17 protein-coding genes, 4 pseudogenes and 1 riboswitch are annotated in these 21,320 nt (G+C 69.8%); of the genes and pseudogenes, 13 read left to right on the forward strand and 8 right to left on the reverse strand.

Annotation, left to right across the window (positions count from 1 at the left end):
- Nucleotides 1–92: 92 nt before the first annotated feature.
- The 3 genes and pseudogenes from ACZ6CZ_RS33760 to ACZ6CZ_RS33770 all read right to left on the reverse strand — a co-directional run.
- Nucleotides 93–1,091, reverse strand: coding sequence for a chymotrypsin family serine protease (locus ACZ6CZ_RS33760; RefSeq protein WP_469029026.1), 999 nt, complete (start codon nucleotides 1,089–1,091; stop codon nucleotides 93–95).
- An 85-nt stretch (nucleotides 1,092–1,176) separates the two neighbouring features.
- A complete protein-coding gene (locus tag ACZ6CZ_RS33765) occupies nucleotides 1,177–1,581 on the reverse strand; it encodes a phosphatase domain-containing protein (protein ID WP_469029184.1) in 405 nt (134 codons plus the stop codon).
- Nucleotides 1,582–1,656: 75 nt separating this feature from the next.
- Nucleotides 1,657–1,989: pseudogene (locus ACZ6CZ_RS33770) on the reverse strand (transposase family protein); the annotation flags it as partial.
- A gap of 166 nt (nucleotides 1,990–2,155) precedes the next feature.
- On the opposite strand from ACZ6CZ_RS33770, the gene ACZ6CZ_RS33775 reads away from it, so the two are divergent.
- The 3 genes and pseudogenes from ACZ6CZ_RS33775 to ACZ6CZ_RS33785 form a co-directional block, all read left to right on the forward strand.
- Nucleotides 2,156–2,902, forward strand: coding sequence for a hypothetical protein (locus ACZ6CZ_RS33775; RefSeq protein ID WP_469029029.1), 747 nt, complete (start codon nucleotides 2,156–2,158; stop codon nucleotides 2,900–2,902).
- Nucleotides 2,903–3,133: 231 nt separating this feature from the next.
- Nucleotides 3,134–3,304, forward strand: a pseudogene (locus ACZ6CZ_RS33780) (DUF6207 family protein); the annotation flags it as partial.
- 918 nt (nucleotides 3,305–4,222) lie between these two features.
- Nucleotides 4,223–4,582: pseudogene (locus ACZ6CZ_RS33785) on the forward strand (SCO2400 family protein); the annotation flags it as partial.
- A 101-nt stretch (nucleotides 4,583–4,683) separates the two neighbouring features.
- Here the strand turns inward: ACZ6CZ_RS33785 and ACZ6CZ_RS33790 are convergent.
- Entirely contained in the window at nucleotides 4,684–5,037 is a 354-nt protein-coding gene (locus ACZ6CZ_RS33790) for a hypothetical protein (RefSeq protein WP_469029186.1), read from the reverse strand.
- 1,065 nt (nucleotides 5,038–6,102) lie between these two features.
- On the opposite strand from ACZ6CZ_RS33790, the gene ACZ6CZ_RS33795 reads away from it, so the two are divergent.
- A complete protein-coding gene (locus tag ACZ6CZ_RS33795) occupies nucleotides 6,103–7,104 on the forward strand; it encodes a YihY/virulence factor BrkB family protein (RefSeq protein WP_469029032.1) in 1,002 nt (333 codons plus the stop codon).
- Nucleotides 7,105–7,446: 342 nt separating this feature from the next.
- On the opposite strand, the gene ACZ6CZ_RS33800 is transcribed toward ACZ6CZ_RS33795, so the two are convergent.
- Nucleotides 7,447–7,893, reverse strand: a complete 447-nt coding sequence (locus ACZ6CZ_RS33800) for an anthrone oxygenase family protein (RefSeq protein WP_469029035.1) — start codon at nucleotides 7,891–7,893, stop codon at nucleotides 7,447–7,449.
- Nucleotides 7,894–7,984: 91 nt separating this feature from the next.
- On the opposite strand from ACZ6CZ_RS33800, the gene ACZ6CZ_RS33805 reads away from it, so the two are divergent.
- A complete protein-coding gene (locus ACZ6CZ_RS33805; RefSeq protein WP_469029039.1) occupies nucleotides 7,985–8,563 on the forward strand; it encodes a TetR/AcrR family transcriptional regulator in 579 nt (192 codons plus the stop codon).
- Between the two features lie 401 nt (nucleotides 8,564–8,964).
- A pseudogene (locus ACZ6CZ_RS33810) lies at nucleotides 8,965–9,170 on the forward strand (IS5/IS1182 family transposase); the annotation flags it as partial.
- A gap of 24 nt (nucleotides 9,171–9,194) precedes the next feature.
- On the opposite strand, the gene ACZ6CZ_RS33815 reads toward ACZ6CZ_RS33810, so the two are convergent.
- Nucleotides 9,195–10,145: a GlxA family transcriptional regulator gene (locus tag ACZ6CZ_RS33815; RefSeq protein WP_469029042.1), complete on the reverse strand. Its 951-nt coding sequence runs from the start codon at nucleotides 10,143–10,145 to the stop codon at nucleotides 9,195–9,197.
- A gap of 532 nt (nucleotides 10,146–10,677) precedes the next feature.
- Between ACZ6CZ_RS33815 and ACZ6CZ_RS33820 the strand changes: the two genes are divergently transcribed.
- From ACZ6CZ_RS33820 to ACZ6CZ_RS33840, 5 genes are all read left to right on the forward strand, one after another.
- Nucleotides 10,678–11,139 carry a hypothetical protein gene (locus ACZ6CZ_RS33820; RefSeq protein ID WP_469029045.1) on the forward strand — a complete coding sequence of 154 codons (462 nt, stop codon included), beginning with the start codon at nucleotides 10,678–10,680 and terminating at the stop codon, nucleotides 11,137–11,139.
- Nucleotides 11,136–11,438 (forward strand): DUF3817 domain-containing protein, encoded by a 303-nt coding sequence (locus ACZ6CZ_RS33825; protein ID WP_469029047.1) that lies wholly within the window; start codon nucleotides 11,136–11,138, stop codon nucleotides 11,436–11,438. The genes ACZ6CZ_RS33820 and ACZ6CZ_RS33825 overlap by 4 nt, the downstream gene beginning before the upstream one ends.
- On the forward strand, nucleotides 11,435–11,875 hold the full coding sequence (locus ACZ6CZ_RS33830) for a DUF6010 family protein (RefSeq protein ID WP_469029049.1): 441 nt from the start codon (nucleotides 11,435–11,437) through the stop codon (nucleotides 11,873–11,875). Before ACZ6CZ_RS33825 ends, ACZ6CZ_RS33830 begins: the two co-directional genes overlap by 4 nt.
- Before the next feature lie 149 nt (nucleotides 11,876–12,024).
- On the forward strand, nucleotides 12,025–12,150 hold the full coding sequence (locus ACZ6CZ_RS33835) for a hypothetical protein (protein ID WP_469029053.1): 126 nt from the start codon (nucleotides 12,025–12,027) through the stop codon (nucleotides 12,148–12,150).
- Nucleotides 12,151–12,276: 126 nt separating this feature from the next.
- A riboswitch (guanidine-III (ykkC-III) riboswitch) is annotated at nucleotides 12,277–12,344 on the forward strand.
- A 12-nt stretch (nucleotides 12,345–12,356) separates the two neighbouring features.
- Nucleotides 12,357–13,235: an MBL fold metallo-hydrolase gene (locus ACZ6CZ_RS33840; protein WP_469029055.1), complete on the forward strand. Its 879-nt coding sequence runs from the start codon at nucleotides 12,357–12,359 to the stop codon at nucleotides 13,233–13,235.
- Nucleotides 13,236–13,482: 247 nt separating this feature from the next.
- On the opposite strand, the gene ACZ6CZ_RS33845 is transcribed toward ACZ6CZ_RS33840, so the two are convergent.
- Nucleotides 13,483–15,147: a ricin-type beta-trefoil lectin domain protein gene (locus tag ACZ6CZ_RS33845; RefSeq protein WP_469029057.1), complete on the reverse strand. Its 1,665-nt coding sequence runs from the start codon at nucleotides 15,145–15,147 to the stop codon at nucleotides 13,483–13,485.
- 101 nt (nucleotides 15,148–15,248) lie between these two features.
- Nucleotides 15,249–15,854 carry a beta-1,3-glucanase family protein gene (locus ACZ6CZ_RS33850; RefSeq protein ID WP_469029059.1) on the reverse strand — a complete coding sequence of 202 codons (606 nt, stop codon included), beginning with the start codon at nucleotides 15,852–15,854 and terminating at the stop codon, nucleotides 15,249–15,251.
- A 735-nt stretch (nucleotides 15,855–16,589) separates the two neighbouring features.
- Here ACZ6CZ_RS33850 and ACZ6CZ_RS33855 point away from each other — a divergent pair.
- Nucleotides 16,590–19,091 carry a glutaminase domain-containing protein gene (locus tag ACZ6CZ_RS33855; protein WP_469029062.1) on the forward strand — a complete coding sequence of 834 codons (2,502 nt, stop codon included), beginning with the start codon at nucleotides 16,590–16,592 and terminating at the stop codon, nucleotides 19,089–19,091.
- Nucleotides 19,076–20,992 (forward strand): glycoside hydrolase family 76 protein, encoded by a 1,917-nt coding sequence (locus tag ACZ6CZ_RS33860; RefSeq protein ID WP_469029064.1) that lies wholly within the window; start codon nucleotides 19,076–19,078, stop codon nucleotides 20,990–20,992. Before ACZ6CZ_RS33855 ends, ACZ6CZ_RS33860 begins: the two co-directional genes overlap by 16 nt.
- The last annotated feature ends 328 nt before the right edge of the window (nucleotides 20,993–21,320 follow it).

Consider the following 21,320-nt stretch of genomic DNA (forward strand, 5'->3'; position numbering starts at 1 on the left):
GATCCCACTCCGCATTCGTCAGGTCTCCGCGTCCCATGGAGTCAGCCTGCCCCCAACACCCCACCTAGGGAGAGAGATCCGAGAAACAGCGCCTAAGGCCACACCGTCGAGAACCCCAACTGGGCCTGGACGGTTTGGATTTCGGTGAAGTAGCCCGTTTTCCCGGCCGGCGCGAAGGCACTCTGTTTGTTGCGGCCCCAGAGCAGGCCCACCGCTGTCGGCCCCGTCTCCTCCAGGACCAGGGATCCGGAGTCGCCCTGATCGCAGAAGACGCCGTCACCCAGTACCGCGACCTGGTCGATCAGAAAGGCGTTGGGGCCGCCCGGCTCCCAGTTGACGGTCAGGAAGCGGTGGTAGGCCAGTCCGTTGGTAGGGCCGGTGGTGAATCCGCGTTTCCGTATGCGGTGCGGCAGCCAGCCGGGCGCGTTCAGGTCCGCCGTCGCGGTGACCGCCCCGACCAGGTTGGGCTGTCCCGGGCCCTGGTCGGCGATCGCCGGGGACGGGAGTCGTCCGGCCGCGGCGGCCACGTCGAGGTGGATCAGGGCCGCGTCGGACATCCCGGCCAGTATCGGGGAGAACGGCAAGGGGGTGGTCTGCGGGAAGTCGACCCGCTCCACCTCACCGAGATTGTCGTCCTTGACGATGCTGACTCCTACGGCGATCGGCGGGTTGTCGGGCTGCCAGATCGAGTGCGGGAACGCCTCGTGGGCGTCCCCGGTGACGTGGAAGCAGCTCAAGCCGAACCGCTCCAGGCTCTGCGCGTCCACCACCACCGCACCGAGCGTCCCCGTCCCCACGTGCGGTTTCCTGATCGCGATGCCGCCCCGCACGTCGGGATAGCGGGCGACGTCGGGGAAGCCGCAGGGCTCGACCGACCTCTCGACGATGCACACGCCCACATCGCCGATCCGTTCCGGAAGGCCGTCCGGCACCTGCGCCATGTCCTCGACGTAGATGACGACGGAAAGCTCGTCGAACAACTCGCCGTTCTCCTCGCGCATGCCGAGCCCCACCGCGTTCACCCCGGGCAGGGCGAGCAGGCCGAATTCCACGGCTCTCTTCGCCTCGACGAGTTCTGGAGGGATGTCCATGACGCCTCCTCTTGCCGAAGTGCCGGGTCTGACACTTCCAGGGAAACGCGCCGGTCCCCCTGCCGCGAATCGGGGCGGACGGCCCTCAGCGGTCCCCGGGGCCGAAGCGGCGTACGTACCGCTTCTGCCAGGGCGTCTCGACGGCGCGGCTGTCGCAGTGCCGGCGCACGTACGCCACCGCGTCCTCCGTGGGGACGCCGTCCAGGACCGCCAGGCAGGCCAGCGCCGTGCCTGTCCTTCCCCGGCCTCCGCCGCAGGCGAGCTCGACGCGTTCGGTGGCGGACCGCTCCCACGCCTCGCGCAGGACGGACCGGGTCTCGCGGTCGTCCGCGGGCAGCCGGAAGTCGGGCCAGCGCAGCCAGCGCGCCTCCCAGGGGACTTGGGGAGGCCGCCTGCCCAGCAGGTGGACGGCGAAGGCCGGTTCGGGACCGGTGGGGAGAGGGCGGCGCAGGCCGCGACCACGGACGAGGCGACCGGAGGGCAGCTTCATGACGCCGGGCGCGCCGTCGTCCCAGGTTTCGCTCACGTGTGCACCCTAAGGGCTGTCCGGCGGATCACTCACGGATCACAGCCGGATCGCGGCGACAGCGACCGTCCCGTGAGAGACGAACGCTCTCTTGTCGTACCGGGTCGCCCCGGCCCGGAAGCCCTTGAGCGCGTTGATCGTCCGCTCAACTTCGTTCCCGCGGGTATGGAGCGCCCGGTCGAACCCAGCGGGCCGACCGCCCCGGCTTCCGCGCCGCTGCCGGTTGGCCCGCTGGTCCCTGCGTTCCGGGATGGTGTGCTGGATCTGCCGTCGCCGCAGGTAGCAGCGGTTGCGACGGGAGCTGTACGCCTTATCGCCGCACAGATGGCCAGGGCGAGTGCGCGGGTGCCCGCCCGCCGGGCGTGGGACACGAGTGCCTCCTGAGCGTCGGTGCAGATGTCGTAATCCACACCAGAGATCGCCGAACTCGTCAACATTCCGCCGGCAGGCCGTGGACCAGGGCGAGTTGACCGGCTTGCCTGCGCGCCGCTATTGCTTTCGTCGGCCGCAGCTGTGCCGTCGCGAGAGGGGAGTACGCATGATCCTGATCGGGTGGGTCGTCGCCGTGGCGGCGCTCGCAGTGGGGTGGACGCTGTGGCGGCTCGTGCGCTATCCGGGCGGATGGGGATACGCCTTCCACGAGGAGCACCGTGCGGCGCGCGGGGCGCTGGAGGAGGCGCGCAGTGCCGTGCGCGAGCTGAGCGGGGCCGCCCGCCGCGAGCGGTGGCAGGCACTGGCCGGGGTGAAGCGGGCCGAGTGGGGTTACCGGCGTCGGATCAGACAGGCCGAGGCGGAGCTGGAGCGGCTGCGCATTCCGCACCGTGGGTCATGGGTCGGACAGCTGGGCGACATCAGCCTGTACGAGCACGCCGTCGTCGTCCGCGAGGATGAGATACCGCTCACGGGCCTTCGGATCCGCTTCGAGCTCGCCCGCTCGGCGCACCGCTCGTACGTGTACCTCACCCAGCCCGACGGGCGTGAACGGATGGAGAGCTACGAGGACCAGGCATACGCCGAGGACGCGGTGCGCCAGTTCGCGGTACAGATCCAGAACGCGGCCGCGGCGACGAACCGGCTGCAGCAGCGGCGCGCCGAGGAGATCCGTGCGTACGAAGCCGAACTGCGCGAGGCACAGGAGGCGACGGCACCGGTCGAGGCGGCCCGCAAAAGGCTGGAGGAGATCCACGCCCGTCACGACGCCGACGTCGAGCTGCCGCACGCACGGGCAGCCCTCGATGACGCCCGGACCGCATGGGCCGATCTGACCGGCCGCCGCCCGCTGTGAGCGGCTGGAAACTGAAAGCACCCTCCCACCCCCAGCCCTGACCGCGCCCGTCAGCAACCACCGGCAGTCGTCACTCGCTCTGGTGGTCTCCCGCCGTCCTCACAACCGGTCCGGCCAGGGTGTCGTCCGGGCGGGTGTGGAGCCCTGCAACGGCGCGCATGTGGCACGGCCGGGTCTGATCGTGTGGGACATGGCGGTCGGCCATGAACAGTCTCTCCGGCGTTCCAGGAGGCGATCGCCACCATGTGGGCCACCTCGACGAGCGAACACGTCATCCGTGATCCGGGTCAGTCCGGGATGAGGCTGCGCTGCTGTCTGGACCTGCACCAGCTCCTCACCACCGCACAACCGGCACCCCGGCCCTCTGACCCGGTGACGCCCTGCCCCGCACGTCTGCGCTGACGGCCGGGACCCTGGCGAGGCAGTCGGTGGTTCCCAGCAGAGGGGCGCGGCCGGCTGCGAGGGCCGGGGCCCCGTCTGCCGCGTCGCTGAGATGGCTGAGGGCCGCAGGGGAAGGCGTGCACGGCGACGTGGACGCTGCCGCAGCCCATGCTGAGCACTCCCCCGCCGAGCCCTGCCCCGCGGCCGGGCTGGGCGGCAGAGCAGGAGTGGGACGGCTTCAGGCAGGCCTGTCCATTCGGACGGCGGCCAGGTGGTGCTGCGCTCGAGGCAGGGCACCGAGATGGCGTTCCCGGAGATCGCCGCAGCAGCCACGCAGCTCCCGGTCGCATGCGCGTTGCACGGCGAGCTGGTCGTGTGGGATGCCGCGGGGCGGCCGGCGTTCGAGCGGCTGCAGAACCGGCTCACCCGGCGCGGCACCCGAGCAGCCCAGGCCGCGCGGGAGTGCCCGGCTCAGTTCGTCACTGGAGTTCACGCGGGTTCCTCGAGACGTACCGCAGTCGGTCCGTATGAGTGAGCAGGTCAGCAGCCTGCACCGGGCGAATCAGCGAGCGCCGAGGCTCTCGCACTCACGGGCAGATGTCGAGAGCGGATGACCTGGACCTCGGCCGGCATCGAAGGCGTCGTCCTCAAAAGGCTGGAGGGCGCCGCTCGCCCGCTGGCGAGAGGCTGGCCAGAAGTGCGAGGTCCCCGAGGCGACCGGAACGATCGTCGGCGCGGACCGGCTCCCTCTCGCCCTCAAGTTCCGGTGACCGTGATCACAGTCACGGACTCGCACGTCACCTGAAGTTTCGTGCACTGAGGCGGGGAATCCGCACAGGAGCGCCACATCGGCCCCACACGGTCTTTCGAAGGCGCCGTTAGCGTTACCTGCTCGATCCCACACTCGATCCCTCGTGCGAAACCGTCAGGAAGAAGCGGATGGACTACTGCTCCTCGTGCCGTCGGCACCTCAATGGAGCCCTGGTGTGCCCGGGTTGCGGCGCTTACGCCCCCGACATAGCGCCAGTGACCTCGGGCGGCCGCACCGTCCCGGCCCCGGCCGCCACAGCGCTCTGGCCGGAGGTGGCGGCGACAGCGGGAGCCGACGCGTACGGCGCTTACGACGACGCCCGCAGTGTTTTCGAGGACGTCGGCGGTGATGTCGAGGGCGCCGACAGTGAGACCGAGGTGCCCTCACCCTCACCGCAGGGGCGGGCGGGCCGGCGCCGACAGCGGGCCCGCTGGAAGAAGAACCAGCGTCGAGCCGTGGTCGCGACCGCCGTCGCGCTCGTCGGCGGCGGTCTGACCGCGGCATCGATGGAGGGCGGTTCCGGCCACCGCGCCCAGGCGTCGAGGGCCGACAACCTCCCGAGCATGGGGACCGACGAGCAGTCGGTGGATCAGACCGCCGAGCTCCCGCCGGCCGGCACGGGCAAGCACCGCAAGCCGTCCTCCACGAGCCTGCGGTCCTCCACGACCGGCACCTCGCAGCGGCGTTCCGAGGCCGTCGCGACCCACACGGACTCGGCGAGGGCGCGGCAGCCGCTGGCAGCCGCCTCACAGGCGAGGTCGGGGGCTGCCGCACAGCCGGCCGCGTCCGTACCGTCCGCCCACACCCGTTCCGCCGCAGACACGACGACTGCCGGCACCGGTACGTCGGCGGCCCAGTCGCCCGAGCCGGCGGCCACCGGCGGCACGGGGTCAGGAACCTCGGCGACTTCAGGCGGTTCGGGAACTTCGGGCACGTCGAGCACGTCGGATGCGTCGTCCTCAGGATCCTCGGGGACGTCCCAGTCGAACTCCGCACCGGCGGCGACCTCCCCGTCGGGGATCTGTGTGCTCGGGCTGATCTGCGTGAGCTGATCCCCTCCCAGGTCAACTGCTCACTCCCGCACGAACCGGCCCGGGCAGTGAGCGGGCGTCGTCCCGCGCACTGTCCAGCCCCAACGACTCCCAGCGAACGGTGGCGCAAGCATCCCACCGGGCGACGGTCGCAGCACCACCCCGCCCAGGCGGCCGGCCATACGGTCGGTGGCCCGCTCACCACGGCGCAGTGGGCGCGGGCGCGGCGGCGTCTCCGCCCGGTCCTGGCCCGCCCCCCCGGGCGCGGCTTCGCGTGTACGTGCCACCGAGGAGATCCGCGTCAGGCGCGGGACCGGTGACGGTCCCCCGGCCTCGACCTGTGTGCAGCCCACCCCTGTGCGGCCCATTCCGTGGCCAGGCCCATTGGCCGACGGCCGTGCACGGCTCATGAGACGAGCCGCGACCCGATCCTGGGCATTCGTGCAGTTTCACATGCCATAGCACGGATACTCGCAAGGTTCCTGAATGTGAACGCAGGTGCAAGGCGTGATGAGGCATCGCACCGGGCCGAGAACCGTGGCCGAGGGTGCGTGACGCTCACGCACGGTCTCTCACCCAAGCCGGGAATTGTCCACCTCGACCGAGCACACTGCCCGGAAGCGGGTACCGGCCACGGCCTGCCGAGGTCGGCCGAGCCGCCGACGCGGTGGCGGATACCGCGCCAGACAGGCAAGGTCGGTGAGCCGGTGGACAGACGGTGCGGCGGAGCCGGGAGGCATCTCGCCGGACGACTCCCCCGGCCCCGGAGTCTGCCGCCGCCTGGTGACACTGGCGGTCACCGGGCGGCGGAGGAGCAAGTGAATAGCCAGGCCGGGCGGGTCACGGGGAAGGCCAGTCCAGCCGGCAGGTAGCCGAAGAGGCCGGCAGCGACCCATCGGACCTCGTCTGCACCATCAGCGGCCGCTGCCCCGCCGCGTTCCTCCGGGGTGTGGCGGCACCGATCGGAAGGGGTGGCCATGCCCCGCCACCGCACAGACCGCGAAGACCGCACAGACCGCACAGACCGCGGAGAAACCTCCCGCGAGGAACGGCAGACGGACCAACCGGCGAAGAAGCCGACCGACCTGTCGAAGGGTTCCTGGGGAAGCGTCCTCAAACGCACCCTGAAGGAATTCAAGGAAGACAACCTCACCGACTGGGCGGCCGCCCTGACCTACTACGGCATCCTGGCGATCTTCCCCGCCCTGCTCGCCCTGGTCTCGATTCTCGGCCTGCTGGGCAGCTCGGCGCTCAAACCGATGATCGACAACCTCGGCAGCGTCGCCCCCGGCGCCGCTCGGACCATCCTCAACAACGTCCTCAAGCAGCTGCAGGCGAACCAGGGCGGAGCAAGCATCGCGTTCATCATCGGAATCGCGCTGGCCCTGTGGTCGGCCTCCGGCTACATCGCCGCCTTCATGCGCGCCTCCAACGCCGTCTACGACATCGGCGAAGGCCGTCCCGTCTGGAAGACCATCCCCACTCGCCTGGCCATCACCCTCGTCGTCGTGGTGCTGCTCGCCGCCATGGCCATCGGCGTGGTCTTCACCGGCACTCTGGCCAAGAAGACCGGCCAGGTCCTCGGCCTGGGCAACACCTTCGTCACGGTCTGGAGCATCGCCAAATGGCCCGTCATGATCCTGCTCTTCGCCGCGATCATCGCCCTCTTGTACTGGGCGGCCCCCAACGTCAAGCGCAAGCTCCGCTGGGTCAGCCCCGGCAGCCTTCTCGCCATCGTCATCTGGCTCATCGCCTCCGCCGCGTTCGCCTTCTATGTCGCGAACTTCAGCAGCTACAACAAGACCTACGGCAGCATGGCCGCGATCATCATCTTCCTGGTCTGGCTGTGGATCTCCAACATAGCCATCCTGCTCGGCCTGGAATTCAATGCCGAACTCGAGCGCGCCCGGGCCATTGACAGCGGCCACCCGCCCGGCGAAGAGCCCTACGTCGAACCCCGCGACACCCGCAAGCTCTGACGCGCCCCCGGGGCGCCGTGCCGATCGGGGAGGCGGTCCTCGGCCGTTCGCGTCCGCTACGTGGGCAGGGAGGCGATCCCGATCCGGCAGTGACCCGACGAGCGGCCAAGAGGCCGGTCGGCATACCGGCCGCGCGTCCGGTCTCGTCCGAGCAGGTGGTGGCGACCACGTTGTCCCTCGGGTTGCCCGCGTCCCACGTGCTCTGTCCGTCACGGTCAGTGCAGTCGAAGGTGATGTCGATGTCGGCCTCGACCTTGGCGTACTCGAGGACCTTCGCCGTGTGTGCGCCGACCTGGTCGTCCATGCCGCGGTTGTTGCTGCTTCCGGTGCCGGCCCGCGGGCTCAGGCGAGGGCGGCCGCCAGGCAGGCGAAGGCGGCGATGATGACGGCGACGCGGACGTAGTGGTAGCGGTCCCAGCGGCTCATCTGCCCCTTCCAGTCCTCGGGCCGGTTGTCGGGGGTCCACGTCTTGCCCCGGTTGTTGATCGGGACGAGCAGCAGGATCGACGCGATCACGCTGAGGGTCAGCAGTGCGCCGGCGGTGACGACGAGGCCGGTGCCGTGGTGGTGCCATCCGACGATGGCCCAGACCGTGACGAGGACGAGCGAGGTGATGTACCAGACCGGCATCACGGCGCCGAGCATCCGGCCCCCGTGGGCGCGGCCGAGTTGGCCGCTGTCTTCCGGGAGGGCGTTGAGGATCGGGTTGATGACGAAGGCGACGGAGAACTCCACCCCCACCATCACGCCGACGACCACGGTGGTGAACACCTCGAGTGTGTTGAGCATGCGACCCCTCCTAAAAATCTAGTGGCGCTAGAAGATGAGGCAACGCTAGTACTGCTGCCGCTCGATTGTCTAGCGATGCTAGGATCGGGTCATGTCGGTACAGGAACGCAAGCAGCGCGAACGGGCGGAGCGCGAACGCCTCATCGTGGCGACAGCCCGCGAACTCGCCGAGCAGCAGGGCTGGGACGCGGTCACCACCCGCCGACTCGCCGAGCGCATCGAATACAGCCAGCCCGTCCTTTACAGCCACTTCCGCGGCAAACGCGAGATCATCGGCGCCGTCGCCCTCGAAGGCGCCACCGAGATGGCCGCGGCGCTGCGGGCCACGACCTCCGCCGCAGACGACCCCCGCACCCGCGTCACCGCCCTCGCCCGCACCTACCTCGACTTCGCCGCACGCAACCCGGCGGTCTACGACGCCCTGTTCCAGCTCGACGGCGGACTGGCCTTCGCGAACGAGGACACCCCCGGGCCTCTGAAGGACGCCTTCGCCGCCCTGCTGGAAAGCCTCGGCGAGGTCGCCGGGGACGGCGTCCACCCGGGACTGTTCACCGAGGTGTTCTGGGCAGCCCTGCACGGACTGGCCACCCTGACCCGGGCGCGACGGCTCCCGCCGGAGGACACCGAGCGCAGGGTGGAGCTGCTGGTGGACCGGCTCGCCATGGTCTGACACGCCGCCCCGGCGGACACGCAGCCGGGGTTCCCGGACCCGCTGCCTGCCTGCGGCATCGCTTCCGGTCGCACGCCCGCACGGCGCCACCGCGGACCGCCGGGCCCCGTACCCCAGACGCCGCCGAAGCGGTCCTTGTGCTCGCCGGTGAACGCTACGAGCGTGTGGCGATCGGGGACTACGCGGACTGGGGCGAGTGATGTGGGGCCGGTCCCGGATTCGGTCAGCCGTCCAAGGTCAAGCGCAGGTAGGCCGGTCGCAGGGATGCAGCCGTCGGCGAGGTCAGGGCGGTACTGGTTCTGGTTCCGTTGCTTGCCGTCGGCGAGGTGACGGTTGCGGCCACCGTCACTCCGGCGTCCGTCTCCGGGGAGTGGGCCCACGGCGACGTCGAAACCCCGATCACCTGGGCGCACCGGGAGTCAGGCGGGATGACGTCGGCAGCGGACGCCGATGACGACCTCGACTGGACGGTGTCGGTGGATTCACCCGTCGCGCGGGCTCATCGGCACGGTGCCGGAGCGGCCCCGCCGGGGAGAGCCCGCTGATCACGCGCTGGGACACTCCCCGCGGCGGGCTGAGCACCAAGGTCCACACGTGCCACCCCGGACGGCCACCGCTCGATCCCTGGCCTTCACCGTCGAACCTGACTGAACGTACGCCGGTAGGTCCGCGGACTGACGCCGGTGGTGCGCTTGAAACGGTCACGGAAGGCGGTGGGGGAACCGAAACCGACCTGGGCGCCTACGCGTTCGACGGAGTGGTCGGTGGTCTCCAGCAGGTGCTGTGCCTGACGGACACGAGCCCGGTGGAGCCACTGGAGCGGGGTGGTGCCGGTGTGATCGCGGAACCGCCGGATCAGGGTTCGGGTGCTGGTTCCGGACCGGGCGGCGATGTCCGCCAGGGTGAGGTCGCGGTCCAGGTTGTCGCGCAACCAGGCGAGCAGCGCGTCGAGTTCCGATCCCTGTGGAACAGGCGCGTGGTCGTGCACGATGAACTGGGCCTGCCCGCCTTCGCGTTCGAGGGGCATCACGGACAGACGGGCGGCGTCGGCGGCGACCGCCGACCCGTGGTCGCGGCGGATCATGTGCAGACACAGGTCCATGCCGGCCGCCGCGCCGGCCGACGTGAGGAACTGGCCGTTGTCGACGTAGAGCACGTCCGGGTCGACGTGAACGCGCGGGTGCGTGGCGGCCAGCAGCCCTGCCGCGATCCAATGGGTGGTCACCCGCATCCCGTCGAGGAGGCCCGTGGCGGCGAGCGGGAAGGTGCCCGTGCAGATGGAGGCGATCCGTGTGCCCGCGGCGGCCGCCGACCGGAGCGCGTCGCGCACGCGCACGGGAAGCGGCGCCATGAGGTCGGCGACGCCCGGCACGACGATCGTGTCCGCGCTCTCCAGTCCCTCCAGGCCGAAGGGGGCGCGCAGGGTGAAGGCCCCGGCGTCCACCTCCTCCCGCTCGGCGCACACCCGTATCCGATAGGCGGGCCGGCCGTCGGGCAGCCGGGTGCGGGAGAAAATCTCGATCGGGGTGGACAGGTCGAACGGGATCACCCTGTCCAGTGCGAGTACGGCGACGGTGTGCATGGCGGGAACCTATCCCTTCACCGGTCCGGCAGCCACGGTCCGGCAGCCGGAGAACCCCATGTCACCAGCGCCTTGTGCCGTCCGACAGGGTCCTGGCAATATCCCGTCGAAGTCTGTCACTCGTGCCACTGGGGGATCACGTCCGGGACCGGTTGACTTCTGGGCGTCCAACGAGCCGACCCCGGAAGGCGCCATCCATGCACACCCAGACCGTCCCGCCGGACGGCCTCGACCCGCTGACCGGAGACATCGGCATGTCGGTCGAGGACGAGCGGGACACGTCCGTCACCGAACCCGCCGGACACGCCACACCCGCCGGTGGGCGGTTCACCGGGAAGCGGGCCCTCGCCGGCCTCCCGGAACCGCACTCGGCCCCCGACGTGACACCCGAACGCACCACGCCGACGGGAGACTCCGGAGCCGACCGGTGCCCGGCGTTCGTAGGACCCGACACGCGCCGGCGGACGAGGGGTACACGCTCCGGGCGACAGATGCGGTGCGCGGAGCCGGGGAGCACCCCGGAGCGCCGGTCGTGACCGAACTCCTGCTCTCGCTGCACGTCCTGGCCGCCATCATGGCCGTCGGCCCGGTCGCCGTCGCGGCGAGCATGTTCCCCGCGACGCTGCGCCGCGCCATCGGCGCTCGGGCGGGCGACGCCCTGCCGACCCTGCGGACGCTGCACCGCGTCTGCCGTGTCTACGCGGGCGTCGGCATCGCCGTCCCCCTGTTCGGCCTCGCCACGGCCGCCGAACTGGGCGTGCTCGGCGACACGTGGGTGGTCGGCTCCATCGTGCTGACCGCTGCCGCCGCAGGCATCCTGGCACTGCTCATCCTGCCCGCTCAGGAAAGACTCCTGACCGAGACGCAGAAGACGGGCCAGGCCCCGGTTCCGCCATCGCACCGTCTCGCGATGCTGACCGGCATCTTCAACCTGCTGTGGGCCACGGTCACCCTTGTGATGATCATCCGTCCCGGCTCCACGACGGGGGTATGACCATGTATCCGCGCCCACCGCGCCACCTGCGCGCCGCGGCCCACGCCGAACTGGTCTCGCTCGTCGTGCTGCTGTCCAACCTGTCGACCGTCCACCTGAAGCCGATCTCCTCCTTGATGGGACCGGCACACGGCTGCGCCTACCTGTTCGTCGTGATCGCGACCTGGCGCCTCGGCACTGCCACGACCGCCGCCAAGGTCCTGGCCGTCGTTCCGGGAGCCGGTGGGCTGCTCGCGCTGCGGCGGATCAACCGCCCCGACACCGTGCGGCACGAGACGGGAAGGGCCGCCGCTTCATGAGCCATGTGTCACCGGTCGTCGTCGGCGTCGTCTACTGCCTGCTCATGTCCCCGATCAAGGAGCCGCACCGGCGGCATTTCAACGCGATCATGGTCGGGGGTGCCGGTGCGGCGTACCTGAGCGGGGGCGGCGTCGGTCCGTGGGAACTGCCGTTCGTCGCGCTCATGGCCTACGTCGCCTACCGGGGCCTGGAGTCCTGGACGTTCATCGGCGTCGGCTGGCTGCTGCACACCACGTGGGACGCGGTCCATCACCTCACCGGCGATCCCATCCTGCCCTTCCTGCCCGACTCCTCGTTCGCGTGTGCCGTCTGCGACCCCGTGATCGCCCTGTGGTGCTTCTGCGGAGGGCCTCCGCTGATCGCGCTCCTCCGCGACCGGTTCGGGCGCCACCGCAGGGAGCACCAGGCGCACGATCAGCCGTCCGTGCCGACCTGACGGGACGCGGTGACCGCTCCCGCCGGCGGGGCGCCGGGCGGCCTCCCTGGCTGCGGCTGCGGAGTCCGGAGCCCCTGTCGCTCAGTTGTAGTCCGCGACCTTGTTCTCGGCACGGATCCCGCCTGCACCGCCTGAGCATCGTCCGCTCGATGATCGACGAACCGGACATCCTCTTCCTCGACGAGCCCGGCGGGCACTTCGCCGCCCGCGAGCACCCCGCAGTACCTCCGCTCGCCCCGACTTCGCGGCGGTTGGGCGACGTCTGCAGGCCATAGGCGAGGGCGGTGGGGACGTTCGCCCGCTGCATCCGTCGTACGAGTCGTCCCGGCGGGTGACACCCGTATCTGTTTCCTGGCTGCGACGGCCACCTGAAGCGACCCACTGCTCGTGTTACCGTCGCGGTGGAGGCTCGTATGTGCCTGCCCCGGACGAGATGTGCGCCGTACCCGGCTCGCCAAGACGACGCACTCCAGGAGCTGTCATGGGCGCGCGTACCTGCATGATCGACTTCACCGGACAGGCCCCCTGCACTCATGGACTGGACGTCCGGTGGATCCACGGCTCGCCCTCCGCCAAGCACAACACCGACCCGGACATACAAGTCCACGCCTACGACGAGCACACGTTCATCCTGCGGCAGAACATGGCGATCGACTATGAGGCGCCGTTCCTCTTCCTGCTCTTCGGCAATGCCCGGGCGGTGCTGATCGACACCGGGGCCACCGCATCGCCCGAGTTCTTCCCTCTACGCCAGGTGGTCGACGAGCTCATCGACTCCTGGCTCGCTCGTCACCCCCGGCACGGGTACCACCTGCTGGTGCTGCACACCCATCCGCACAGTGACCACATCGCGGGTGACGGCCAATTCACCGATCGTCCGAACACCACGGTGATCAGCGCGGAGCTGGCAACCGCCTGGCCGTACTACGGATTCGTCGACCACCCCGATGCCGTGGCCCGGATCGACCTGGCCGGCCGGGTTGTGGAGTGTCTGGCCACCCCGGGCCACCACGAAGCCGCTGTCACGTTCTACGACTCGTGGACCGGGTTCCTCCTGACGGGCGACACGGTCTACCCCGGCCGCCTCTACATCACGGACTGGCAGGCATTCAGCCGGACGATCGATCGCCTGATCGACTTCTGCGACCGCCGGACAGTCACCCACGTACTCGGCTGCCACATCGAGATGACCCGGCAACCGGGCGTGGACTACCCGATCCGCACCGTCTACCAGCCCGACGAGCCCCCACTGCAGATGACCACCGGCCACCTGCGCGACATCCGTGAGGCGCTGAAGGAGATCGGCGACCGGCCCACCCGTCGGGCCTTCCCACTGTTCGTCCTGTGCCCCGAGGCATGAGCAGCACGGACAGGACCACCTCATGTCCCGGCTCTGCGACGGCGAGGACAGCGAGCCGACTGCCAGTGTCGGGCAGAGGCCGTCGGGCAGGGCGGAGCCACAACCATCGGCGCCCGCAGGTGCGAGCATCGTTCATCGGATGTCGTCCGCGTGATGCCGTCAACGGGGAGGGTGGCAGCGCGGCAGAACGTGCGAGCTGCAATGGAGCGGGCAGGTACAGGTTCTGCCGACTGCCGGTCCTCCTTTCTCACGCCAGGGCGAACTTCTGGGCGTCCGCGCCGTTGCAGTCCCAGATCTGCAGGCGTGTGCCGTTCGCGGTGGCACCTGACGGCGAGTCGATGCACCGGCCGGTGGCCGGGTTGGACATCGAGCCATTGGCGTTGGCCACCCAGTTCTGGTAGGCGCCGCCGTTGCAGGTGGCCAGCTGGAGCTTCGTGCCGGCCGCGTTGAGACCGCCCGCGATGTCCAGACACCTGCCCAGCGTGCGGAGGGTCTGGCCGTCCCAGGTCCACTTCTGGTCCAGCGAGGTCGCCTGCTGGCAGTCCCACAGTTGGACCGCGGTGCCGTCACCGCCGGTGTCGTCGCCCGCCACGTCGACGCACTTGCCGCCCGGGCCGTAGATCGGGGTACCGATGGCGAACTTCTGGGCGTCCGCGCCGTTGCAGTCCCAGATCTGCAGGCGTGTGCCGTTCGCGGTGGCACCCGACGGTGAGTCGATGCACCGGCCGCTGGCCGGGTTGCGCAGCGAGCCGTTGCTCTGTCTCACCCATGCCTGGTAGCCGCCGCTGTTGCACGTGGCGAGCTGCAACTTCGTACCCCCGGCGCTGTTTCCGCCGGCGACGTCCAGGCACTTGCCGAGGGTCTGGAGGGTCTGGCCGCTCCAGGTCCAGTGCTGGTCCTTGGCTGCCGACTGGCAGTCCCACAGTTGCACCGCGGTGCCGTCACCACCGGTGTCGTCACCCGACACGTCCACGCACTTGCCGCCCGGTCCGGTGATCGTCTGGCCGGTCACCGAACCACCACCACCGCCACCGCCGCCGGATCCGGGATCCCTGTTGTAGACGGCGACCGAGTCGATGACCAGTTTGCCGCCGGAGACCGTGGCCGCGTTCGGGCCTCCGCCGAAGGCGTCCGGGAAGCCTCCGCCGATCGCCAGGTCGTAGATGATGAAGAAGGGGTGGTCGACCGCGTCGGACCAGGTCGCCGCGTCCACCTGGTTGGCGCTGACGGTGAAGAAGTTGTTCCCGTCGAGGTAGAACCTGATCTGCTCCGGCGACACCGAGCGGTCGATCTCCTCCGCGTAGCTGTGGAAGCCGGTCTGGCAACCTGGACAGGGGCGTTCACCCGAGCCGATGCCGGTCGGCTCGTTGCATGGCCCGCCTGGGTTCACGCCGCAGTGAAGGGTGCTGAAGTGGGAGCTGCGGCCGTTGATGTCTTCCATGATGTCGATCTCGCCGGACTTCGGCCAGGGCACGCCGTTGCGCAGCGGTGCGCCGAGCGTCCAGAACGCCGGCCAGTAGCCCGCGCCGTTGGCGGTCGTGACATCGGGCTGCTGGAGGACGGACTCGATGCGTACGACTCCGCCGGCCGGGGCGCCGAAGGACGCCGACTGAGTCTCTACCCGCCCGGACGTCCAGCCCCCTCGCGGGTCGGAACCGGAGTGATGAGCCTGGAGCACCAGATGCCCTTGGCCGTCGTAGTAGACGTTGGAGGTGCTGCTGGTCATGGTCTCGATCTCACCGGTGCCGAAATTGCTGCCCGGCCCCGTGTCGTACTTCCACAGGCTCTGGTCGATGCCTGCGCCGGACGCACCGTTGAAGTCGTCACTCCAGGTGAGCGTGAACCCGGACGGCGCGGGGGGCACCGCCGCATGAGCGTTCAGTGTCGCGGTGACGGTGGCTGCCACCGTCATCGCGACCACGGGAACCAGGGCGAGCGCTCTCTTCCACGCACCACGCCGTGGCCTTGCATGAGTTGTTCGCATCTGTCTGACCTCCCAAGAGGGGGTATCCGCTACGGAGCCGCTGGTGATCTCGACCAAGGCGTGAGCGGTACCGGAGCCTTGCGTCTCTGTATGACGGTGAACAGCCGACGTGCGGCATCGGGACTGCTCTGACAGGTAGACCCGGTCCGCCGGACCTTTGTCCCTGGGCAACGGGTGCACCATGGGCGGCGTCGTCCAGGACCAGTAGCCTGACCACGCGGTGCTCGGACGACAAGGTTTCGACGAGCGGGCGAGCGCGCCCGGCCTCGTGGTCTTACAGGAACTGCCACAGGTGGTCGGCGGTGCCGTTGTGGCGCCCAGGGTGACGCTCCATGAGGTGGGTGCTCCGTCCTGGATGTGTCCGTCGACGGGACCGAGCCGGTGGGACCGACGTCGTCGTAGGGGAAGGCGCAGCCGATGCCGGCGTACTCGTGGACGAGCCGCGCGTAGTGCTTGGTGATCGGGTCCTGGTAGTGCTGCGAGGCGTCACACCGTCGGGTTGGTTGTTCCCGCCCGGGACCAGGAGCGAGCTGCGGTTGAGCGCGGCGGCGAGCCGGGCCGCTATCACCCCGCGGGCGTCCGGCCCGGAGTTGTGGAGAGAGGGCCGGAGGCGCAGCCGAAGATGTGGACGGCACTCGGCTACCCGAGATGTACGCATAGACGCTGTCGTGTCAGGAGTTGTTCGCCAGCTTCACGGGAAGGGTCCCCCCGCAGCCGCGGCAACGGAGGCACGAGGTGAGAACAGGCTGAGCGTGGCCGCGGTGGTGGCGCCGACCGCGGTCAGGGAGGAACGACGGGATACCACAGGGGACCTCCCGGATGGATTGCCGCCTCGTCAACACGGTGACGGGCAGGGGGTGTTGAGCCATGTGGGGTTCTGTGCGGGGCTGACGATATTGGACTGTACCAATGTGGTCAAGAAGTTGCGCGCCCACAGTCAGGAAGTTGCGCACCGACCACGGCTTGGAAGCTTGGCCGCATGACTGGTCCTGGCCGGTGGATACGCGCGTCGGGCCGAAGCACCGCTCCTGTGCGTGATCATCGGCACGCGGTGCGGGAGTCGCACCCCGGTCGGCCAATCCTGTCGCGGGCATAGACATGACGGATCGGTCGTGGTCTCATGCCGCCTGAGGACGCCCTTTCCAACGTTGAAACCCCACCCTCGGGAATCCCTGCGTGCGCCCGCTTCCCGTCGGTCACAGGCAACCCAGCGGTCACAGCCGGGCGTCGCCGCCGACCGAGCTTCGCCTCGGCCTCCGATGAACATGCGCAACGGATCTTCGCCGTGCTCACCACACAGAGAACCGGATGACATGTCAAATCCCCCCACACCTGGACCCAGCCGTCGCGCACTCCTGCGGTGGAGCGGCGTGCTGACCGCCGCCGCGGCCACCGGCGGGCTGCTACCCGCGGGTACCGCGCGGGCCGCCTCATCAGCCTTCAGTCCCCTGCGCCCGCCCGCCGTCCCGCTGGCCGTGCGCTCCCCCTACCTCTCGACCTGGTTGCCTGCTGACAACCTCGTCGGGAACTGGGCCACGTTCTGGACCGGTCACACCACCGCGCTGTGCGGCCTGGCCACCATCGACGGCGCGGCCTACGTCTTCGCGGGAGCTCCCGCCGTACCCGGGGGCCCCACCCTCAACGCGATGCAGCAGCTCTCGCTCCAGCTCACCGCCACCCGCTCCATCTACACACTCAGCGGCGGCGGGGTGACCATCACCGTCACCTTCTTCTCCCCGGTGGACCTCGGCAACCTCCAGCGGCAGTCGGTTCCCCTCAGCTACGTGACCGTGCAGGCGGCGAGCAACGACGGGCGTGCTCACAGCGTCCACGTCCACGTCGACGTCTCCGGCGAGTGGGTGCACGCCAACAGCGCGACGGCCATCACCTGGGCGCAGCAGCAGTCCAGCGGCATGACCATCCTGAGCGCCCAGCCGGCCTCCCCGGCGGTCCTCCAGGAGAACGGTGACCAGGCCGCCTGGGGGCGGCTGGTCCTCGCCGCGCCCGCCGGCACCGACACCAGCTGGCAGATCGGTCAGGACACCGTCGTCCGCTCCGCCTCGGCGAGCAGCGGGCATCTCGCCAACACCGTGGACAGCGCCCGGCCCAGGGCGATAAACGACCGCTGGCCGGTGCTGGGCTTCAACCGGGACCTCGGCACCGTCACCCCCGCCGCCCCCTCCCCCGCCTTCACCCTCACCCTCGGTCATGTCCGCACGCCGGCCGTGAGTTACCTCGGTACCCAGCTGCAGCCTTGGTGGACCCGCTACTGGGACTCATGGACCGACATGGTCAGCTGGTTCGACGCCGACCACACCGCCGCGCTCGCCGCCGCCACTGCCCTTGACCAGCGCATCCACAGTGACGCCGCATCGGCTGCCGGCGGGGGCACCACGGGTGAGCACTACGCCGCCGTCTGCGCCCTGGCGCTGCGCCAAGCCGTGGGCAGCGCCGAACTGGTGGACCGCGGCGGCAACCCGTGGGCGTTCCAGAAGGAGATCTCCTCGAGCGGCAACATGTCGACCGTGGATGTCATCTATCCGACGTTCCCGGTGTATCTCCACCTCTCTCCCGCCTATCTGCGGATGCTGCTGGAACCGCTGCTGGACTATCCGGAGCACGGGCGGTGGCCCAACACCTTCGCGGAGCACGATCTGGGCCGGCTCTACCCCAACGCGGACGGGCACGACGACGGCAATGAGGAGTCCATGCCGGTCGAGGAGTCGGCCAACATGCTCATCATGTCGGCTGCGGTCGTCCAGCGGCTGCCCGCCGCCGACGCCTCGGCCTTCGCCCGCGCGCACTACTCGATCCTGCGCCAGTGGGCCGAGTACCTGGTCGGCAACGCTCTGGACCCGGGTTACCAGAACCAGACCGACGACTTCACCGGCTTCATCGGCCACAGCTCCAACCTGGCACTGAAGGGCATCATCGGCATCGGAGCCATGAGCGTCGTCGCCGGCGCGACGGGCAACACCGGCGACACGGCCCGCTACTCCGCACTGGCCCGCAGTTACATCAGCCGATGGACGACCCTCTCCGAGGACTCCTCGGGCAAGCACCTCAAGCTCGCCTACGACCAGGACGGGACCTGGAGCCTGAAGTACAACGGCTTCCCCGACCGACTGCTCGGGCTGGACCTGGTGCCGCTGGGCACCGCCGCCCGCGAAGCGTCCTGGTACTCGGCGCGCACCGGCACGTACGGGATACTCCTGGACCCGCGCAACGACTACACCAAGGTCGACTGGGAGCTGTGGACAGCGGCTTGGCTCGCCGACCACACCGCCACCCGGGACGCTCTGGTGAACGGCGTCTACAACTTCGCCGACACCACCGCGCAACGGGCTCCTTTCACCGATTGGTACGTGGTCGGCACCGCCGCCCAGCGGGGCTTCGCGGACCGGGCCGTAGTCGGCGGAGCCTTCGCTCTCCTGCTGCCTGCCGCCGCATCCGGCACGGTCTGGCGCCGGATCCAGAACCGCAACTCGGGGAAGGTGCTCGCCGTTTCCGGGATGTCGCTGGCCGACAGCGCCGAGGTCACCCAGTACGCGGACAACGGCACCGCCGACCATGTGTGGACACTGATCGACAACGGGGACGGCACCGTGCGCATCGTGAACCGCAACAGTGGCAAGGCCCTGGCGGTGCACAACCAGAGCCTGGACAACGGCGCCCACGTGCAGCAGTACCAGGACAACGGCACCCCCGACCACATCTGGCGCATCGTCGACAACGGCGACGGCTGGTCGAAGATCGTCAACGTCCGCTCGGGAAAGCTCCTCGCCGTCGACGGAATGTCCACCGCGGACGCCGCCCAGGTCACGCAGTGGGAGGACAACGGCACCATCGACCACTTGTGGCGGTTCCTGTGATCCCCCGGCCGGCGGAGGCGGACGCCGGTGAGTTGATCAGGCCGCTACCGCGCACGCCCCTGCGTCTGCTGCTGGTGCCGGCACTGATCATGCTGCTGCTCGCGGCGAGCCAGGCTCGCGCCGGAGCGGCGGCCCCGGACCGGCCATCGGCCTCGGCGACCGTCTGCGCGCTCTTCTGCGACACCCTCGACCCCTCGCAGGCGGCACAGGAGGCCTTCCCCGTGGCGACCATCTACCTCAATGGCCGAGCCCTGCGGTTGCACGTCGACGACACTGACGGCATGGCCTGGGCCAGCATCGACGACGGCCGAACCGGTGACGCCGTGTGGCTGGACCGGTCCTGGGACGGCGGCGCCACCTGGGACGGCCTGCTGGGCAAGGCCGCCGTTCCCGCCACCTGGACCGGCACCCGCACCCTCATGTACAACCTCTACGATCCCGGCAACCACCGTCGCGGCCTGCTGCGCGCCTGCGGTGACGCCCAAGGCGTGACCTGCACGGCGTGGGCTCACACCACGATCTGCGCCCCGGTGTGCGACGGCGGCGGCACCGCCGGCGGCGACACCCAGCCGGTCGCCTCCACCAGTCTCGCCGGGCGCATCATCGCCCTGCACAACGACAGCACGGGCAGGAGCTGGGCCACGCTGCGGGGCGGCCGGGCAGGCGACGAGGTATGGCTGGACCGGTCCTGGAACGGCGGCGTCAGCTGGCCCGACGGGTCCTCCCTCGGGCGGCTCGCGGTGCCCACCGGGGCGAGCGGTGTGGGCACCGCCCGATACAGCACCACCGACAGCCTCGGGCACCTCTACGGCGGTACGGTGCGGGCGTGCGGCCGGTCCGTGGAAGGCCAGAACGGCAGCTGCACCGCCTGGGCCCGGCCCGTGACGACCCGCACCGCCGGCGCGGCCGATGCGCTCATGTACTCCTACGATCCGGACTCGGCCTACTGGCCTCACAGTTGGTGGAACTCAGCGGTGACACTGACCACCATCATCGACTACCTGCGGCAGAGTGGCGACACCCGGTACACGTGGATCATCGACCGGACCTTCCGGGTCAACCGGGGCACCTTTCCCGCCGGGACACGCAGCTCCGACCCCATCGAGGGGCACTTCATCAGCCGTTCCACGGACGACGCCGAGTGGTGGGCGCTGGCCTGGATCGACGCCTACGACCTCACCCGCGACCGCCGCTACCTCGACGAGGCTGTCACCATCACCCAGTACGTCGGCACGCTCTGGGACGACGGCAGTTGCGGTGGCGGCGTGTGGTGGGACCGCGAACGCACCTACAAGAACGCCGTCACCAACGGCCTGTACGTGCGCCTCACCGCAGCTCTGCACAACCGGATTCCCGGAGACACGGTCTGGCTGGACCGCACCACCACGGCCTGGAACTGGTTCCTCGGCAGCGGCCTGATCAACGCCTCCGGACTGGTCAACGACGGACTGACCAATGGCTGCGCCAACAACGGTCAGACCGTCTGGAGCTACAACCAAGGTCTGGCGATGGGCGCCGCGGTGGAGATCTGGCGGGCGACCGGAAGCGCCGCCGCGCTCACCACGGCCCGCCGCCTCGCCGACGCCGCCATCGGTTCACCTGCCCTCGTGCGAAACGGCATCCTCACCGAGAGCTGTGACGCCCCAGCCTCTGACTGCGATGACAACGCCGAACAGTTCAAGGGCATCTTCATGAGGTACCTCCAGGACCTGGACACCGCCACCGATGACGCCTACCTGCCCTTCGCCGCCCGGCAAGCCGAAAGCGTCTGGTCGACCGACCGCGACAGCCTCAACCGGTTCGGCGAACGCTGGGCCGGCGGCACCACCACAGCGCACCCCAACACGGTGGACTGGCGCACTCAGGCCTCAGCCCTCAGTGCGCTCCTGGCAGGTAACTGATGTCACGGTGAACCCGAACCCGGACCCGTCAGCTCGCACCTCGCCGTGACCAGGAGACGGATCGCGATCCCGCAGGCAGCGCTGCCATGCCTCACGAGGGGGATCGGGGCATGGACGTCCTGCACGAACGCTGCGACGGCGCGGGCATCAGTAAGAAGGACGCCAAGGCGTGCGTCCGCCGAGACCACCACCTGGACCTCAGTCTGTAGCTGGTCCTGGGGGCGCTGGGAGGACAACCGATGTCGCCCCGCCGGTTCGTGGCCATCGTCGGGCCAAGGAGTACTACCAGTCGGACTATGCGGCAGTGTCCCTCAAAAACGAGCCGCCG

Source organism: Streptomyces sp. NPDC041135, assembly GCF_055592085.1.

Bases quoted from the DNA above. Each gene is read 5' to 3' on its own strand.
- ACZ6CZ_RS33760 (WP_469029026.1), bottom strand. From the start codon at position 1,091: ATGGACATCCCTCCAGAACTCGTCGAGGCGAAGAGAGCCGTGGAATTC.
- ACZ6CZ_RS33765 (WP_469029184.1), bottom strand. From the start codon at position 1,581: ATGAAGCTGCCCTCCGGTCGCCTCGTCCGTGGTCGCGGCCTGCGCCGC.
- ACZ6CZ_RS33775 (WP_469029029.1), top strand. From the start codon at position 2,156: ATGATCCTGATCGGGTGGGTCGTCGCCGTGGCGGCGCTCGCAGTGGGG.
- ACZ6CZ_RS33795 (WP_469029032.1), top strand. From the start codon at position 6,103: ATGCCCCGCCACCGCACAGACCGCGAAGACCGCACAGACCGCACAGAC.
- ACZ6CZ_RS33800 (WP_469029035.1), bottom strand. From the start codon at position 7,893: ATGCTCAACACACTCGAGGTGTTCACCACCGTGGTCGTCGGCGTGATG.
- ACZ6CZ_RS33805 (WP_469029039.1), top strand. From the start codon at position 7,985: ATGTCGGTACAGGAACGCAAGCAGCGCGAACGGGCGGAGCGCGAACGC.
- ACZ6CZ_RS33815 (WP_469029042.1), bottom strand. From the start codon at position 10,145: ATGCACACCGTCGCCGTACTCGCACTGGACAGGGTGATCCCGTTCGAC.
- ACZ6CZ_RS33825 (WP_469029047.1), top strand. From the start codon at position 11,136: ATGACCATGTATCCGCGCCCACCGCGCCACCTGCGCGCCGCGGCCCAC.
- ACZ6CZ_RS33830 (WP_469029049.1), top strand. From the start codon at position 11,435: ATGAGCCATGTGTCACCGGTCGTCGTCGGCGTCGTCTACTGCCTGCTC.
- ACZ6CZ_RS33835 (WP_469029053.1), top strand. From the start codon at position 12,025: ATGATCGACGAACCGGACATCCTCTTCCTCGACGAGCCCGGCGGGCAC.
- ACZ6CZ_RS33840 (WP_469029055.1), top strand. From the start codon at position 12,357: ATGGGCGCGCGTACCTGCATGATCGACTTCACCGGACAGGCCCCCTGC.
- ACZ6CZ_RS33845 (WP_469029057.1), bottom strand. From the start codon at position 15,147: ATGACGGTGGCAGCCACCGTCACCGCGACACTGAACGCTCATGCGGCG.